This window comes from Citrobacter werkmanii, from assembly GCF_008693645.1.
Classification (GTDB): domain Bacteria; phylum Pseudomonadota; class Gammaproteobacteria; order Enterobacterales; family Enterobacteriaceae; genus Citrobacter; species Citrobacter werkmanii.
The window spans coordinates 1,724,631-1,739,545 of record NZ_CP044101.1; the positions used below are offsets into that span (position 1 = coordinate 1,724,631).

General features: G+C 53.2%; 15 protein-coding genes. 2 read left to right on the forward strand and 13 right to left on the reverse strand.

The window, feature by feature from the left end; all coding sequences use genetic code 11:
- The 4 genes from mrdA to FOB24_RS08760 form a co-directional block, all read right to left on the reverse strand.
- A complete protein-coding gene (mrdA, locus tag FOB24_RS08745; RefSeq protein ID WP_006685528.1) occupies positions 1-1,902 on the reverse strand; it encodes a peptidoglycan DD-transpeptidase MrdA in 1,902 nt (633 codons plus the stop codon).
- A 30-nt stretch (positions 1,903-1,932) separates the two neighbouring features.
- Positions 1,933-2,400: a 23S rRNA (pseudouridine(1915)-N(3))-methyltransferase RlmH gene (gene rlmH, locus FOB24_RS08750; RefSeq protein WP_003022725.1), complete on the reverse strand. Its 468-nt coding sequence runs from the start codon at positions 2,398-2,400 to the stop codon at positions 1,933-1,935.
- 3 nt (positions 2,401-2,403) lie between these two features.
- Positions 2,404-2,721, reverse strand: a complete 318-nt coding sequence (gene rsfS, locus FOB24_RS08755) for a ribosome silencing factor (RefSeq protein WP_003022728.1) — start codon at positions 2,719-2,721, stop codon at positions 2,404-2,406.
- 254 nt (positions 2,722-2,975) lie between these two features.
- Positions 2,976-3,587 (reverse strand): adenosylcobalamin/alpha-ribazole phosphatase, encoded by a 612-nt coding sequence (locus FOB24_RS08760; protein ID WP_150344795.1) that lies wholly within the window; start codon positions 3,585-3,587, stop codon positions 2,976-2,978.
- A 96-nt stretch (positions 3,588-3,683) separates the two neighbouring features.
- Between FOB24_RS08760 and cobD the strand changes: the two genes are divergently transcribed.
- Positions 3,684-4,778, forward strand: coding sequence for a threonine-phosphate decarboxylase CobD (cobD, locus tag FOB24_RS08765; protein ID WP_150344796.1), 1,095 nt, complete (start codon positions 3,684-3,686; stop codon positions 4,776-4,778).
- Here the strand turns inward: cobD and nadD are convergent.
- The 4 genes from nadD to leuS are packed head-to-tail and all read right to left on the reverse strand — an operon-like array spanning position 4,753 to position 9,617.
- Positions 4,753-5,394 (reverse strand): nicotinate-nucleotide adenylyltransferase, encoded by a 642-nt coding sequence (gene nadD, locus FOB24_RS08770; protein WP_087857163.1) that lies wholly within the window; start codon positions 5,392-5,394, stop codon positions 4,753-4,755. The genes cobD and nadD overlap by 26 nt on opposite strands.
- Before the next feature lies 1 nt (position 5,395).
- Positions 5,396-6,427: a DNA polymerase III subunit delta gene (holA, locus tag FOB24_RS08775; protein ID WP_038638754.1), complete on the reverse strand. Its 1,032-nt coding sequence runs from the start codon at positions 6,425-6,427 to the stop codon at positions 5,396-5,398.
- Entirely contained in the window at positions 6,427-7,020 is a 594-nt protein-coding gene (gene lptE, locus FOB24_RS08780; protein ID WP_137351034.1) for an LPS assembly lipoprotein LptE, read from the reverse strand. Before lptE ends, holA begins: the two co-directional genes overlap by 1 nt.
- Before the next feature lie 14 nt (positions 7,021-7,034).
- Positions 7,035-9,617 (reverse strand): leucine--tRNA ligase, encoded by a 2,583-nt coding sequence (gene leuS, locus FOB24_RS08785; protein WP_110498575.1) that lies wholly within the window; start codon positions 9,615-9,617, stop codon positions 7,035-7,037.
- A 235-nt stretch (positions 9,618-9,852) separates the two neighbouring features.
- On the opposite strand from leuS, the gene FOB24_RS08790 reads away from it, so the two are divergent.
- Positions 9,853-10,335 carry a zinc ribbon-containing protein gene (locus FOB24_RS08790; RefSeq protein WP_006685521.1) on the forward strand — a complete coding sequence of 161 codons (483 nt, stop codon included), beginning with the start codon at positions 9,853-9,855 and terminating at the stop codon, positions 10,333-10,335.
- A gap of 96 nt (positions 10,336-10,431) precedes the next feature.
- On the opposite strand, the gene rihA is transcribed toward FOB24_RS08790, so the two are convergent.
- The 5 genes from rihA to gltI form a co-directional block, all read right to left on the reverse strand.
- Positions 10,432-11,367 (reverse strand): pyrimidine-specific ribonucleoside hydrolase RihA, encoded by a 936-nt coding sequence (gene rihA, locus FOB24_RS08795; protein ID WP_085047514.1) that lies wholly within the window; start codon positions 11,365-11,367, stop codon positions 10,432-10,434.
- Positions 11,368-11,483: 116 nt separating this feature from the next.
- Positions 11,484-12,209, reverse strand: coding sequence for a glutamate/aspartate ABC transporter ATP-binding protein GltL (gltL, locus tag FOB24_RS08800; RefSeq protein ID WP_000631392.1), 726 nt, complete (start codon positions 12,207-12,209; stop codon positions 11,484-11,486).
- Positions 12,209-12,883, reverse strand: a complete 675-nt coding sequence (gene gltK, locus FOB24_RS08805) for a glutamate/aspartate ABC transporter permease GltK (RefSeq protein ID WP_038638772.1) — start codon at positions 12,881-12,883, stop codon at positions 12,209-12,211. Before gltK ends, gltL begins: the two co-directional genes overlap by 1 nt.
- Positions 12,883-13,623, reverse strand: a complete 741-nt coding sequence (gene gltJ, locus FOB24_RS08810; RefSeq protein WP_038638776.1) for a glutamate/aspartate ABC transporter permease GltJ — start codon at positions 13,621-13,623, stop codon at positions 12,883-12,885. The genes gltK and gltJ overlap by 1 nt, the downstream gene beginning before the upstream one ends.
- Positions 13,624-13,782: 159 nt before the next feature.
- Positions 13,783-14,691 (reverse strand): glutamate/aspartate ABC transporter substrate-binding protein GltI, encoded by a 909-nt coding sequence (gltI, locus tag FOB24_RS08815; protein WP_003022762.1) that lies wholly within the window; start codon positions 14,689-14,691, stop codon positions 13,783-13,785.
- Between the last annotated feature and the right edge of the window lie 224 nt (positions 14,692-14,915).

Consider the following 14,915-nt stretch of genomic DNA (forward strand, 5'->3'; position numbering starts at 1 on the left):
TTATTGGTCCTCAGCTGCTGCAACCGCTGGGTTTTCCGCAGGCAGATTGGTGTTGTTGTCGCCCAACATAATGTGGTCAAGGATCTGGCGCATAATCGTCCCCACAGCCGGACCCGCGCCGCCGTTTTCAAGGATCATGGCGACAGCGACCTGGGGTTTATCATAGGGTGCGAAGGCCGTCATTAACTTGTGGTCACGTAAACGTTCGGCGATCTTATGCGCGTTATAGGTTTCATTCGCTTTCAGGCCAAAGACCTGTGCGGTACCGGATTTCGCCGCAATTTTGTAAGGCGCGCCAGCGAAATATTTATGTGCAGTCCCGTTAGGGCGGTTAGCGACACCGTACATACCGTCTTTGGCGATTTCCCAGTAACCGGAATGAATATCGCCCACGGGCGGTTCGTGCGGCTGAACCCATGGCACTTGCTTGCCATTTTCTGCCGTGCTCATCAGCAGATGCGGGACTTTTACCAAACCGTCGTTGATAAGGATCATCAGCGCTTTACTCATCTGGATAGGGGTTGCCGTCCAGTAACCCTGACCGATGCCGACCGGAATGGTATCACCCTGGTACCATGGTTTTTTAAACCGTTTTTGCTTCCATTCACGGGTTGGCATGTTCCCGGAACGTTCTTCGGCAAGATCGATACCCGTATATTGGCCATAGCCAAACTTGCTCATCCACTCGGAAAGCCGGTCTATCCCCATATCATAGGCGATCTGATAGAAAAACGTATCCGCGGACTCTTCCAGGGAGCGGGTAATGTTCAGGTGGCCGTGACCCCATTTTTTCCAGTCGCGGTAACGTTTCTCAGAGCCGGGTAACTGCCACCAGCCCGGATCGAACAGACCGGTATTGCGGGTGATGACACCTGCGCTTAACGCAGAAACCGCCACGTAAGGCTTAACCGTCGACGCCGGAGGATAAACGCCTTGCGTGGCGCGGTTAACTAATGGGGTATTCGGATCATTGAGCAACCCGGAGTAATCTTTACTGGAGATGCCATCCACAAACAGGTTCGGGTCGTAGCTTGGCATGGAGACCAGCGCCAGAACGCCACCGGTACGCGGGTCGGTGACCACCACGGCGGCGCGGCTACCCGCCAGCAGCGTTTCAATATACTGCTGGAGCTTCAAATCCAACGTGAGGTAAATATCATGCCCGGCCTGCGGCGCGACCTCTTTCAACTGACGAATGACACGACCGCGGTTGTTGACTTCAACTTCTTCATAGCCGGTCTGCCCATGCAGTACGTCTTCATAGTAGCGTTCAATACCGAGCTTACCAATATCATGCGTCGCAGCGTAGTTAGCCAGTTTGCCGTCTTTGTCCAGGCGATCCACGTCTTTATCGTTGATCTTCGATACGTAGCCAATCACGTGGGTCAGGGCGGAACCGTAAGGGTAATAGCGGCGTTTATAGCCTTTAACTTCAACGCCAGGAAAGCGATATTGATTTACGGCAAACCGTGCGACCTGAACTTCCGTCAGGTTGGTTTTTACCGGAATAGAGGTGAAGCGGTGTGAACGGGCGCGCTCTTTTTTAAACGCGGCAATATCGTCATCCGTCAGGTCTACGACGTTGCGCAGCGCGTCGAGCGTATCCTGAATGTTATCTACCTTCTCCGGCATCATTTCAATCTGATAAATGGTGCGGTTAAGGGCAAGCGGAATTCCGTTACGGTCATAAATAATGCCGCGACTGGGAGGAATGGGTACCAGTTTAATGCGGTTTTCGTTCGAACGGGTCTGATAATCAGTAAAGCGAACGATTTGCAGATTATACAGGTTGGCGATCAGCACGCCGGTCAGCAGCAAAATCCCCAAAAAAGCGACCAGCGCCCGGCGCACAAACAGCGCGGACTCAGCCGAATAGTCGCGAAAAGAATTCTGTAGTTTCATCCGCTGCTTAATCTACTCAAGAATCAATGATCACTCACGGTGATAAGGATGGTTGGTGGTAATGCTCCACGCCCTGTACAGACTCTCTGCGACCAGAACCCGAACAAGAGGGTGAGGTAGGGTTAATGCAGAGAGTGACCAGCTTTGTTCCGCCGCGGCTTTACAGGCGGGAGAAAGACCTTCCGGCCCGCCGATCAGCAGACTGACGTCACGACCGTCCAGTTTCCAGCGCTCCAGTTCGGTCGCCAGTTGCGGCGTGTCCCAGGGTTTGCCCGGAATATCAAGGGTGACGATGCGGTTTTTGCCTGCGGCGGCCAGCATCTGCTCACCCTCTTTGTCGAGAATGCGTTTAATGTCCGCGTTCTTGCCGCGTTTTCCTGCCGGGATTTCGATCAGCTCAAAAGGCATATCTTTCGGAAACCGACGCAGATATTCGGTAAATCCGGTTTGTACCCAGTCAGGCATTTTCGTACCCACAGCGACAAGTTGCAGCTTCACGCATTAACTCCAGAGTTTTTCCAGTTCATACAGGCGACGGCTTTCTTCCTGCATCACGTGGACAATCACATCGCCGAGGTCAACGACGATCCAGTCAGCGACGTTCTCGCCTTCCACGCCGAGCGGCAGCAGGCCGGCAGTGCGGGACTCCTGAACAACGTGATCTGCGATAGACATAACGTGACGGCTGGATGTACCGGTGCAGATAATCATGCAATCAGTGATACTGGATTTACCCTGAACGTCTAAGGCGATGATGTCTTGACCTTTCAGGTCATCAATTTTGTCGATTACAAAATCCTGGAGTGCTTTACCCTGCAAGTGTTCCCCCTGGGTGAAAAGAGTTAAAAACGCCTGTTAGTATACCTGAACCAGAGGCGATATCGGGACAAATGTCTCCGAAAGCGCTTTTGAAGTGCGCTATCATCCCACCCCACGCCACAGAATGCATCGCCATTTTTGTAAAACAATTTCTGCAAAGCTCTGAAGGGCGGGAAAAGTCAGGTTGCGGAGGATAACAGCCTGTCAGGGGGTGTCAATGGGAGAGAGGCCCTTCGGCAGAAAAAACCGCGCATTCACTCCCCGTCGTCCCATGCGGCCCGGCTGTTAAGCACTTTCAGAACCGCGAAATCGTCACATAAATCTATTGCGCTCCAGCAGCCTTGTTCGACGCGGAAATGCCACATTGCCGCAGCCGGCATGGACAGCATGCGGGCGATCAACACGCTCAGCACGCCCTGATGACTCACCACCAGCAGGTTTTGACACGCTTTATAATCGGCAAGTTGGGCAATGAAGCGTTCAACCCGCTGAGAAAATGCCTGAAAGCCTTCGCCATTCGTTGGCGTTGCGTTCTGCCAGTCGTTACACCATAAGGCGTAATTTTCAGCGTCTTCGCGCGCTAAATCGCGATGGTGGCGCATTTCCCAGTCACCAAAAAACATCTCATTCAGTTCAGGCATAATGCGCACAGGGAGGTCGCGATCGCCTAAGATCAACCGGGTTGTATGGCGGGCGCGTTCGAGTTCGCTGCAAAGAACATTGTCGACAGGAAGATTGCGTAACAGCTTGCCCACTGTTTGCGCCTGTGCGATCCCCCGCTCCGTTAGCGAGGTGGGGGCGTGGCCGCTGTATAATCCGGCGACATTGGCGTCGGTTTCGCCATGCCGTACTAACCAGAGTCTCATGTTTTCCTCGTGAAGCTATTCGCACAAAATATGATGTTTGCCCTGATTGCGCAGAGTTTTTTCACTAAAATACCCTTTTTTACGTGGAGCGGCACGATGTCTTTATTGAAGAGCGCGCATGGTGGTAATACCCGAGAAGCCGCCGAATTGTTGGGGATCTCGCCTGAACAATTGCTGGATTTTAGCGCGAATATTAACCCGCTGGGTATGCCGGTAAGTTTAAAACGCGCGATTATCGACAATCTGGACTGCGCGGAGCGTTACCCGGATGTCGATTACGCTCAACTGCATGCGGCGCTGGCGCATCATCATCAGATCCCGGCCTCGTGGATCCTGGCTGGAAACGGCGAGACCGAGTCTATTTTTACCCTGGTGCATGGCCTTAAGCCACGTCATGCGATGATCGTTACGCCCGGATTTGCGGAATATCGTCGGGCGTTGCAATGGGGGGAGTGTGCGATTCATGAATTTGCGCTGCGTGAAGAGGATGGCTGGCAACTTACCGAGGCGATTCTTGATGCGTTAACCTCTGAGCTGGACTGCCTGTTTCTCTGTACGCCTAACAATCCTACCGGTTTACTGCCAGATAACCACCTGCTACGTGAGATTGCCACCCGTTGTGAGCGGCTTGGGATCAATCTGATCCTTGATGAAGCGTTTATTGATTTTATTGCCGGTGAGCCGGGATTTATCCCGCTGCTGCACGGGAATCCACATATTTGGGTGCTGCGCTCGTTGACTAAATTCTATGCGATACCGGGATTGCGTTTGGGGTATCTGGTCAACAGTAACCAGCCCGCCGTTGCACAGATGCGTAGCCAACAAATGCCGTGGTCAATTAATGCGTTTGCTGCCCTTGCAGGCGAGATTATTTTACGCGATAGCGCCTATCAGCAGGCGACGTGGAAATGGCTGGAGCAAGAGGGCGCGCGGTTTGATCTACAGTTGCAAGAACTGTCCGGCCTGACGGTGTATCCCGGCCGGGCAAATTATCGTTTATTACGCTGCGATCGGGCGGATGTTGATCTGCAACGCGCCATGCTCGAACAACATGTTTTGATCCGCAGTTGCGCTAACTATCCGGGGCTGGATACGCGCTATTATCGCGTAGCCGTTCGCAGCATGGAAGAGAATAACCGACTGCTGGCGGCATTACGCAAGGCGCTTAGCGGTACAACCCTTGTTGATTGATATAGTCAAGCACAGCGCCCGGCAGTAAGTCGTCGCACGGCTCGCCTTTTTCCAGGCGCTCGCGGATCAGCGTGGCGGAGATGTTAAACCACGGCGTTTCGGCCAGGTAAATTTTCCCGCAGGGCAGGTTGTGCAGGTCTTCCGGCGAATGGGTCAGATGATCCTCCAGCCACTGCTGGTGCTTTTCCTGCGCCATCTCGAGTGGGTAGCCCGGGCGTCGGCACACAATAAGATGCGTGTTACCCAAAATCGTGTCGTAGTCATGCCAGGACGGAAAGGTAAGCAGCGAGTCCTGACCAATAATAAACGCTAACGGCACGTCCGGACCTTGCTCTTCACGCCACTCTTGTAGCGTTTGCGCGGTGTAGGAGGCTGTATCGCGTTTGAGTTCGCGTTCATCCAGAGAAAACAGCGGCTTATCAGCAATGGCCAGTTCAACCATGCGCTTACGTTGTTCGCCGGACGCTTCGGGTTGCGCGCGATGTGGCGGCACGTTATTGGGCATGATGATGACCCGGGAAAGGCCAATCAGATTAGCCAGAATTTCAACCGGTTTAAGATGACCATAATGCACCGGATCAAAGGTGCCGCCGAACAGAGCCTGCAATGATTTCATATCAACCATCAATAAAAACATCGGCCAGCGATTTATGGCAGAGCAAAAGGGAAAGTCCCTCAAGTTCCGCCCACACTGACTGACCATAGTCTTGTTTAAGCGTAATTTCCGTACGCGTTAACAGCGTCACGGCCTGACGCAGCTGTGCCGGATTTAGCCGGTTAAGCGCGTCTCCCATCATGCCACGGCGATTTTGCCACACACGATGTTTATCAAACAACGTGCGTAAGGGCGTATGGGCCGACTGCCGTTTCAGGTTGACCAGCAACAGCAATTCGCGCTGTATCGTACGCAGTAAAATAACCGGCTCGCTGCCCTCAAGGCGTAACTGTTGCAGGATGTGCAGCGCGCGCTTGCTTTTGCCCATCAGCAGCGCATCCACCCAGTGGAATGGGGTAAAGTGCGCGGCATCGTTAACAGCTTTCTCCACGCGAGGTAGCGTGAGTTTGCCATCAGGCCATAGCAACGCTAACCGCTCAAGGGCTTGCGCCAGTGCTAACAGGTTACCTTCATAGCAATAGCATAATAGCTGATTGGCTGCGTCATCCAGTTGCAGGTTGTTAAGTTTCGCTCTTGCAGCAACCCAGCGTGGAAGCTGTGCTTGTTCCGGCGTCTGGCAGCTAACCTGAACCGCGTTATTCGCCAGCCCGGTATACCATGCGCCGTTTTCCTGCGCCTTAGTCAGTTTGTTGCCGCGAACAATCAGCAGCAGATCGTCATGAAGCAAAGTAACGAGCGAAGCGAGTTGTTCGTTAATGGCGGCATTGGGGCCATTTTCAGGCAACTGCAGGAGTAGCGTTTGACGGCTGGCAAACAGGCTCATCGCCTGGCAGAGTGAAAATATTTCTCCCCAGTCGGTGCTGGTGTCCAGAGTAAAAGCGTGGTGTTCTTCGAATCCTTGCGTTGCGGCAGCCAGACGGATGGCATCCTGGCTTTCCTGCAATAAAAGGGGATCGTTGCCCAGTAGTAAATACGCCGCGCGCAGCCCTTCATTGAGCTGTGCGCGGAGTTGTTCAGGGTACAGCTTGAGCATCAGTTACCCAGCGTGGTGGAAACACGCGCCGGAGATGACGCAGGCGCTGCAGGTTTCGTCGCTGCTGGCTCAGCATCCACACTGGATGACTGAGTATCGGCCAAATGTACGCTTGGCAGCTTACGAATCAACTGTTCTGCCGCTTTGTCGTACATCTCTTTGATGATCATGTCCTGCTCGTTATCCTTCGCCAGTGCAGCCTGTGGGTTGTCAAAGAACGAACGATAAACTTTGGCGCTGATGGGGTAAATATCATGTCCCGGAATCAGTACGGTAGCGCTTACGGACATCACCATCTGGTATTCAGCCGTTTGACCATTCTGGAATACCGACGCTGTATCCTGTGATAGGCTGACCGCGCCAAGGCGTAAGGACGTCACATCTTTGCGCATGGTACCGTCTTCAAGCAGCGTAACGCCGTTCAGACGCAGCTGATTACGCACCGCGCGGCTTAATGGGCCATTCGGATCGCCAGAGTTCAGGATCATGGTTTTCATTGAGGGTGGAACCTGCGTAGTACTACGCAGATGCCAACCACACCCGGCGGTGACCAGCACCGCCAGAGATAACAACAATGTTGTCAGAAGTCGCACGCTTCCTCCCGCGCTTAGCCAACGACCAGATTGAGGAGTTTACCCGGTACGTAAATCACTTTACGCACGGTAACGCCATCAAGATATTTTGCCACCAGGTGTTCCTGGCCAGCACGTTCACGAACCTGTTCTTCGGTGGCGTTTACCGGAACGGTGATTTTGCCACGTACTTTACCGTTAACCTGAACGACAACCAGCGTTGAGTCTTCAACCATAGCGCTTTCGTCAGCTACTGGCCACGGTGCGTTATCGATATCGCCTTCGCCTTTCAGCGCCTGCCACAGGGTGAAGCAAACGTGTGGGGTGAACGGGTTAAGCATACGCACAACGGCCAGCAACGCTTCCTGCATCAGGGCGCGGTCCTGCTCGTCTTCCTGCGGCGCTTTCGCCAGCTTGTTCATCAGTTCCATAATCGCCGCAATTGCGGTGTTAAAGGTCTGACGACGACCGATATCATCGGTGACTTTAGCGATAGTTTTGTGTACGTCGCGACGCAGCGCTTTTTGATCTTCGCTCAGAGCAGCAACGTTCAGGGCAGCAACATCACCTTTAGAAGTATGCTCGTAAACCAGTTTCCAGACACGTTTGAGGAAGCGGTTAGCCCCTTCAACACCGGATTCCTGCCATTCCAGGGTCATGTCAGCCGGAGAGGCGAACATCATAAACAGACGCACGGTGTCCGCGCCGTAACGCTCAACCATTACCTGCGGGTCGATGCCGTTGTTTTTGGACTTGGACATCTTGCTCATGCCGGTATACACCAGTTCATGGCCTTCGGCGTCCTTCGCCTTCACGATACGACCTTTTTCGTCGCGTTCAACGATGGCATCAACCGGAGAAACCCAGTTACGCTCGCCGTTAGCGCCGACGTAATAGAACGCATCTGCCAGCACCATGCCCTGACACAACAGTTGTTTAGCCGGTTCGTCAGAGTTGACCATGCCCGCGTCGCGCATCAGCTTATGGAAGAAGCGGAAGTAGAGCAGGTGCATGATGGCGTGTTCGATACCGCCAATGTAGATATCAACTGGCAGCCAGTAGTTAGCGGCCTCTGGATCCAGCATGCCTTCGTTGTACTGCGGGCAGGTATAACGCGCGTAGTACCAGGAGGACTCCATAAAGGTATCGAAGGTGTCGGTCTCACGCAGCGCAGGCATGCCGTTAATGGTGGTTTTCGCCCACTCAGGATCGGCTTTGATCGGACTGGTGATGCCGTCCATGACCACGTCTTCCGGCAGAATAACCGGCAGTTGATCTTCTGGTGTCGGCAGCACGGTACCGTCTTCCAGCGTCACCATCGGAATCGGCGCGCCCCAGTAACGCTGACGGGAAACGCCCCAGTCGCGCAGACGATAGTTAACTTTACGTTCACCCACGCCTTTTGCGACCAGCTTGTCAGCAATGGCGTTGAAGGCAGCTTCGAAGTCGAGGCCATCGAACTCACCGGAGTTAAACAGCACGCCTTTTTCGGTCAGAGCTTGTTCCGACAGATCCGGCTCTGCGCCTTCGGCGGTCAGAATGACCGGCTTGATGGTCAGGCCATATTTGGTGGCAAATTCGTAGTCGCGCTGATCGTGACCCGGAACGGCCATCACTGCGCCAGTGCCGTATTCCATCAGGACAAAGTTTGCCGCCCAAACCGGGATCTCTTCGCCAGTCAGCGGGTGAACGGCTTTAAAGCCAGTGTCGACGCCTTTCTTCTCCATGGTCGCCATTTCGGCTTCAGCAACCTTGGTGTTGCGGCATTCGTCAATGAAGGCGGCCAGTTCAGGGTTGTTCGCGGCGGCTTTCTGCGCCAGCGGATGACCTGCGGCAACGGCCAGGTAGGTCGCACCCATAAAGGTGTCCGGACGGGTGGTATAGACGGTCAGCGTGTTGTCGTAACCGTTCACGTCGAAGGTGATTTCCACACCTTCAGAACGACCGATCCAGTTGCGCTGCATAGTCTTAACGGTGTCCGGCCAGTGATCCAGGTTATCCAGATCGCGCAGCAGTTCGTCAGCGTAAGCGGTGATTTTAATGAACCACTGCGGGATTTCTTTACGCTCAACTTTGGTATCGCAACGCCAGCAGCAGCCGTCGATAACCTGCTCGTTGGCAAGAACGGTCTGATCGTTCGGGCACCAGTTGACTGCAGAGGTTTTCTTATATACCAGGCCTTTTTTATACAGCTCGGTGAAGAACTTCTGTTCCCAACGGTAGTATTCCGGGGTGCAGGTCGCCAGCTCGCGGCTCCAGTCATAACCAAAGCCCAGCATTTTGAGCTGGTTTTTCATGTAGGCGATGTTGTCGTACGTCCACGGTGCCGGAGCGGTGTTGTTTTTAACCGCAGCGCCTTCCGCAGGCAGACCGAACGCATCCCAGCCAATGGGCTGCAGTACGTTTTTGCCCAGCATTCGCTGGTAGCGGGCGATCACGTCACCGATGGTGTAGTTACGTACGTGGCCCATGTGTAGTCGACCAGAAGGATAGGGAAGCATAGACAGGCAGTAATACTTCTCTTTGCTCTCGTCTTCGGTCACTTCAAATGTGCGCTTCTCATCCCAGTGAAGCTGTACTTTGGATTCTATCTCTTCCGGGCGGTATTGCTCTTGCATGGCAGCCAGTGGTCCTGTTTTCAATACAGCTACAAACGTAGCTCTAGATGTGGTGTTTCAGATCCGCATAGCATAGCCCAAACGCCCGCGCCAAAACAGCCTTTCGCGCATTCAGCGTTGAATTCCCGCAAGGATAATTCTTGCACGAATTTACACACTCTGTGGACAGTCTTGCAAAGCGTAGCGTAAATAACGTCTATTATTATAGACAGTTAACGACCCAGGAGGTGAAGTGATGAACAAGGTTGCTCAATATTACCGTGAACTGGTGGCTTCACTGAGCGAACGCCTGCGTAACGGCGAACGCGATATTGATGCGCTGGTGGAGCAGGCGCGTCAGCGAGTTATGCAGACCGGGGAGTTAACGCGAACCGAGGTGGAAGAGGTCACCCGGGCCGTCAGACGCGACCTGGAAGAGTTTGCGTTGAGTTATGAAGAGAGTCTCGATGAAGAGACTGACAGCGTCTTTATGCGGGTTATCAAAGAGAGCATCTGGCAGGAACTGGCCGATATTACTGATAAAACGCAGCTCGAATGGCGCGAAGTGTTTCAGGATCTTAGCCATCATGGGGTTTATCACAGCGGCGAGGTGGTTGGCCTGGGCAATCTGGTCTGCGAGAAGTGCCACTTCCATTTAGCGGTATACACCCCGGATGTACTGCCGCTGTGCCCGAAATGCGGTCATGACCAGTTTCAGCGTAGACCGTTTGAGCCGTGATCGCTTATTGCCGGATGGCGACGCGTAGCGTCTTATCCGGCCTACAAACTGCACGATTTTGTAGGCCGGATAAGCGTTAGCGCCATCCGGCGTGTATTAAGCGTAAAACTTCAGCCGTTCTGCCAGCAAATCGACAAACCCCTGGCGATCAACGTCCACCATCACGGTTGCGTTAGGTTTATTGCCGCTCAGGAAATAGTAGTCCACCACCGTCATCCCCTGGGTATATTTGCCCTGCGTTTCCACGCCAACCCAACGTTCAACGGTAGTAAACAGTTCAGGTTTCAGCAGCCAGGCAATGGTACACGGGTCGTGCAGCGGCGCGCCGATGAATCCCCATTTTTCGTCTTTATGATATTCAAAGAAAAAGTCGAGTAGTTCAGCCACGATCGTCGAAACAGGGTTGCCGATAGCGCGGAATCGCTCGGTATCTTCACGATGTATTTGCGCTTTATGCGTGACGTCCAGACCTGCCATCACCACAGGGATACCCGACTGGAATACGATCTCAGCGGCTTCAGGATCGACATAGATATTGAATTCCGCCGCGGGCGTCCAGTTCCCGAGGCCCATCGCACCGCCCATAATCACGATACGGGCGATTTTGGCGTGCAGCTCAGGATGGCTGTTCAGAAGCAATGCCACGTTAGTTTGCGGCCCGGTGGAGACAATCGTGACCGGTTCCGGGCTGTCATGCAGGGTTTTCGCCATCAGTTCTACGGCGGTACAGTCCAGAGGAGCGAAAGCGGGTTCCGGCAATGCCGGGCCATCCAGCCCACTCTCACCGTGGACGTTATCGGCAATAATCAGATCGCGCATCAGCGGTTTTACGGCTCCGCCGGCTACAGGGATATCCGTACGGTTGAGTAACGTTAACATGCGTAATACGTTACGTAGCGTTTTGTCGGGCGTCTGGTTGCCGGCAGAAGAGGTGATTGCTTTCACATCCAGTTCAGGTGAGGCGAGGGCGAGAACAATTGCGATAGCGTCGTCATGACCTGGATCGCAATCAAACAGGATAGGAAGTGCCATTGTTGCTCCTTGTAAGTGGGACTTTGTGACAAGGTTAACGCTGGGCTGTACCTGTTTCGAGGAGTGAAGAGATAAAGCGTGAGGTGGCGCGCACATAGCGGTGCGCGCCAGCAAGATTAGTGCAGGATTTTCGCGAGGAAGTCTTTGGCGCGGTCCGATTTCGGATTGGCGAAGAACTCTTCTTTCGGTGAGTCTTCAACAATTTTCCCTTCATCCATGAAGATCACCCGGTTCGCCACTTTCCGCGCAAAGCCCATTTCGTGGGTAACCACCATCATGGTCATCCCTTCATTGGCCAGTTCAACCATAACGTCCAGCACTTCGTTGATCATTTCAGGGTCAAGCGCAGATGTCGGTTCGTCAAACAGCATAGCGATGGGATCCATGCACAGCGCCCGGGCGATGGCGACACGTTGTTGCTGTCCCCCGGAGAGCTGAGCCGGAAACTTTTCGGCATGGGCCGCCAGACCGACACGCTCCAGCAGCTTCTGCGCTTTTGCGCGGGCAGGCGCTTTATCGCGTTTCAGCACTTTTACCTGCGCCAGCGTCAGGTTTTCAATGATCGACAGATGTGGAAACAGTTCAAAGTGCTGGAACACCATGCCCACACGGGAGCGCAGTTTGGCCAGATCGGTTTTTTTGTCGTTCACCACGGTGCCATCGACCGTGATGACGCCCTGTTGCACCGGCTCCAGACCGTTCACGGTTTTGATAAGCGTGGATTTACCGGAACCTGAAGGACCGCAGACCACGACCACTTCACCTTTTTTCACTTCCGTAGAGCAGTCGGTCAGCACCTGAAAGTGACCATACCATTTAGAAACATTTTTCAGGGTAATCATTAAACTGTCCTTTTCTTCAAATAGCTGACCAACAACGATGCGCTCAGACTGAATACAAAATAAACGGCGCCAGCAAACAGGATCATTTCAACCTGCGTGCCGTCACGCTCGCCAATGGTGGAGGCGGTACGGAAGAAGTCTGCCAGACTTAATACATAGACCAGCGAGGTATCCTGGAAGAGTACGATACCCTGGGTAAGCAGCAGCGGCACCATCGCGCGGAAGGCCTGCGGCAGAATAATGAGCTTCATCGACTGCCAGTGGGTCATCCCCAGCGCCAGCGCGGCGCTGGACTGCCCGCGAGAAATACTCTGGATCCCTGCCCGGATAATCTCTGAGTAGTACGCGGCTTCAAACATTGAAAACGCGACCATCGCCGAGATCAGGCGAATATCGGTCTTTGGCGACAAACCCAATACGTTTTGCAGGAAGCCGGGCACAATCAGGTAGAACCACAGCAGTACCATCACCAGTGGAATGGAACGGAATACGTTGACGTAGCCTTTCGCAAACCAGGCAATCGGCGCGAAGCTGGACAGACGCATGACGGCCAGGATAGTTCCCCATACGATACCAATGACGACCGCCGTGACGGTAATTTTCAGCGTGATCATCAGCCCATCCAGCAGATACGGCAGGGAAGGGACAATAGAACTCCAGTCAAATTCGTACATTATTTGCCTCCCATATTGCCCGGCAGGCGGATCTTGCGTTCGACGAGATTCATCACCAGCATGATGACAGCGTTAATCAGCACGTAGGCCAGAGTAATGGCCGTAAACGATTCCCAGGCGTGGGCGGAGTAATCCAGCAGTTTCCCCGCCTGCGCCGCCATATCGACCAGGCCGATAGTAGAAGCGATCGCGGAGTTCTTCACCAGGTTCATCATCTCTGAGGTCATTGGCGGAACAATCACGCGGTAAGCGTTTGGCAGCAGAACATAACGATAAGCCTGCGGCAACGTCAGCCCCATCGCCAGCGCAGCGTTTTTCTGTCCACGAGGCAGAGACTGAATAGCAGCGCGAACCTGCTCGCAGACGCGCGCGGCGGTAAACAGCCCCAGACAAAGCATGGATGAAAGGAAGAACTGAATATTGGGATCCAGTTCCGACTTGAACCACATACCAATGTTTTCCGGCAACAGTTCAGGAATGACCAGATACCAGGTAAAAAATTGGACAATGAGCGGAACGTTACGAAACAGCTCAACGTACAGCGTGCCGATCCCGGCAAGGAAGCGGTTGGGAACTGTACGTAAAATGCCGAATAAAGAACCGATGAGAAAAGCGATAATCCAGGCCGTAATGGATAACGCGACCGTGACCTGGAAACCACTCCAGAGCCAGCCGAGATAGGTGGTGTTGCCGAACGGGGCTTGTTGTAAAAAAATGCCCCAGTTCCAGTCTATAGACATAAATCTACTCCAGAAAAAAAAGGGTAGCAGCGCTACCCTCGAAGATTGTTATTCAGCGTTTTGCGGTTTTCAGGCCTGATGGGGAACGACCATCAGGCTTATAGTCTGTCCGTGCCGAGTAGCAATCGAGAGGGAGGGGAAGCCTCCCATTTATTTTAGTTAGTTAAGCGCTTTATCATTCGGTTCTTTGAACAGAGCTTTCATCTCATCTGACAGTTCGAAATTCATGTTCAGGTTCTTCGGTGGAATTGGGTTTTTAAACCACTTATCAAACCATTTCTCTGCTTCGCCTGAGGTCTGCGCCTTGGCGATCGTGTCGTCCATCAGCTTTTTGAACTCTGGGTCATCTTTACGCAACATGCAGCCGTAGGCTTCCTGAGACTGCGGCTTGCCGACGATCTCCCAGTTGTCTGGTTTCTTCGCCTTCGCGCGTTCACCAGCCAGCAGGGCGTCATCCATCATAAAGGCAACGGCGCGACCGCTTTCCAGAGTACGGAAAGAGTCACCGTGGTCTTTCGCGCTGATGATGCGCATGTCCATTTTTTGTTCTTCGTTCAGCTTGTGTAGCAGCACTTCTGAGGTGGTACCCGAAGTCACGACCACTGCTTTGCCTTTCAGGTCAGCGAAATCTTTGACGTCGCCGCCTTTTTTCGCCAGCAGACGGGTGCCGACAACGAAAATGGTGTCAGAGAATGCCGCTTGTTTTTGACGCTCGACGTTGTTGGTGGTGGAACCACATTCAAAGTCGAAGGTACCGTTTTGCAGTAGCGGGATACGGTTCTGTGAGGTAATCGGGATCAGTTTTACCTGCAGGTCAGGCTTGTTGAGTTTTTTCTTCACGGCTTCAACGATGGCGTTGGAGTAATCCTGTGAATAACCGACCACTTTTTGCTGATTATCGTAGTAAGAAAACGGTACCGATGATTCACGGTGACCGACAACGATAACGCCATTTTTGGCGATCTTGTCCAGCGTGCTGCCTGCCGCTGGTGCCGCATCTTCTGCGTGCGCCAGACCGGCGGACATTCCCATGACCAGCATGGCAGTGGCGAGCTTACGTAATTGCATATCCAACTCCTTTATCGTCTGCGCCAGGGACGCATTGATACCCATTGTGATGTTGTTATTGTTTGCTACTTAAACGTGCAGTCTTGTATATGTTTGTTAACATTTAGTTTGGATGAATGTAAAGAATTTGCTGTGTTATTGTTTATTTTTGCGAAGTGCGCCGCACCATTTGGGGGCAAAAATATCTTGTTGCACGTTTCAGGTGCTACCAAAGATCAACTTTG

Excerpts from the sequence above, each read along its gene's own strand:
- gltL (WP_000631392.1), bottom strand. The coding sequence starts at position 12,209 with ATGATTACCCTGAAAAATGTTTCTAAATGGTATGGTCACTTTCAGGTG.
- mrdA (WP_006685528.1), bottom strand. The coding sequence starts at position 1,902 with ATGAAACTACAGAATTCTTTTCGCGACTATTCGGCTGAGTCCGCGCTG.
- gltJ (WP_038638776.1), bottom strand. The coding sequence starts at position 13,623 with ATGTCTATAGACTGGAACTGGGGCATTTTTTTACAACAAGCCCCGTTC.
- FOB24_RS08790 (WP_006685521.1), top strand. The coding sequence starts at position 9,853 with ATGAACAAGGTTGCTCAATATTACCGTGAACTGGTGGCTTCACTGAGC.
- cobD (WP_150344796.1), top strand. The coding sequence starts at position 3,684 with ATGTCTTTATTGAAGAGCGCGCATGGTGGTAATACCCGAGAAGCCGCC.
- rihA (WP_085047514.1), bottom strand. The coding sequence starts at position 11,367 with ATGGCACTTCCTATCCTGTTTGATTGCGATCCAGGTCATGACGACGCT.
- nadD (WP_087857163.1), bottom strand. The coding sequence starts at position 5,394 with ATGAAATCATTGCAGGCTCTGTTCGGCGGCACCTTTGATCCGGTGCAT.
- FOB24_RS08760 (WP_150344795.1), bottom strand. The coding sequence starts at position 3,587 with ATGAGACTCTGGTTAGTACGGCATGGCGAAACCGACGCCAATGTCGCC.
- leuS (WP_110498575.1), bottom strand. The coding sequence starts at position 9,617 with ATGCAAGAGCAATACCGCCCGGAAGAGATAGAATCCAAAGTACAGCTT.
- gltI (WP_003022762.1), bottom strand. The coding sequence starts at position 14,691 with ATGCAATTACGTAAGCTCGCCACTGCCATGCTGGTCATGGGAATGTCC.
- gltK (WP_038638772.1), bottom strand. The coding sequence starts at position 12,883 with ATGTACGAATTTGACTGGAGTTCTATTGTCCCTTCCCTGCCGTATCTG.
- holA (WP_038638754.1), bottom strand. The coding sequence starts at position 6,427 with ATGCTCAAGCTGTACCCTGAACAACTCCGCGCACAGCTCAATGAAGGG.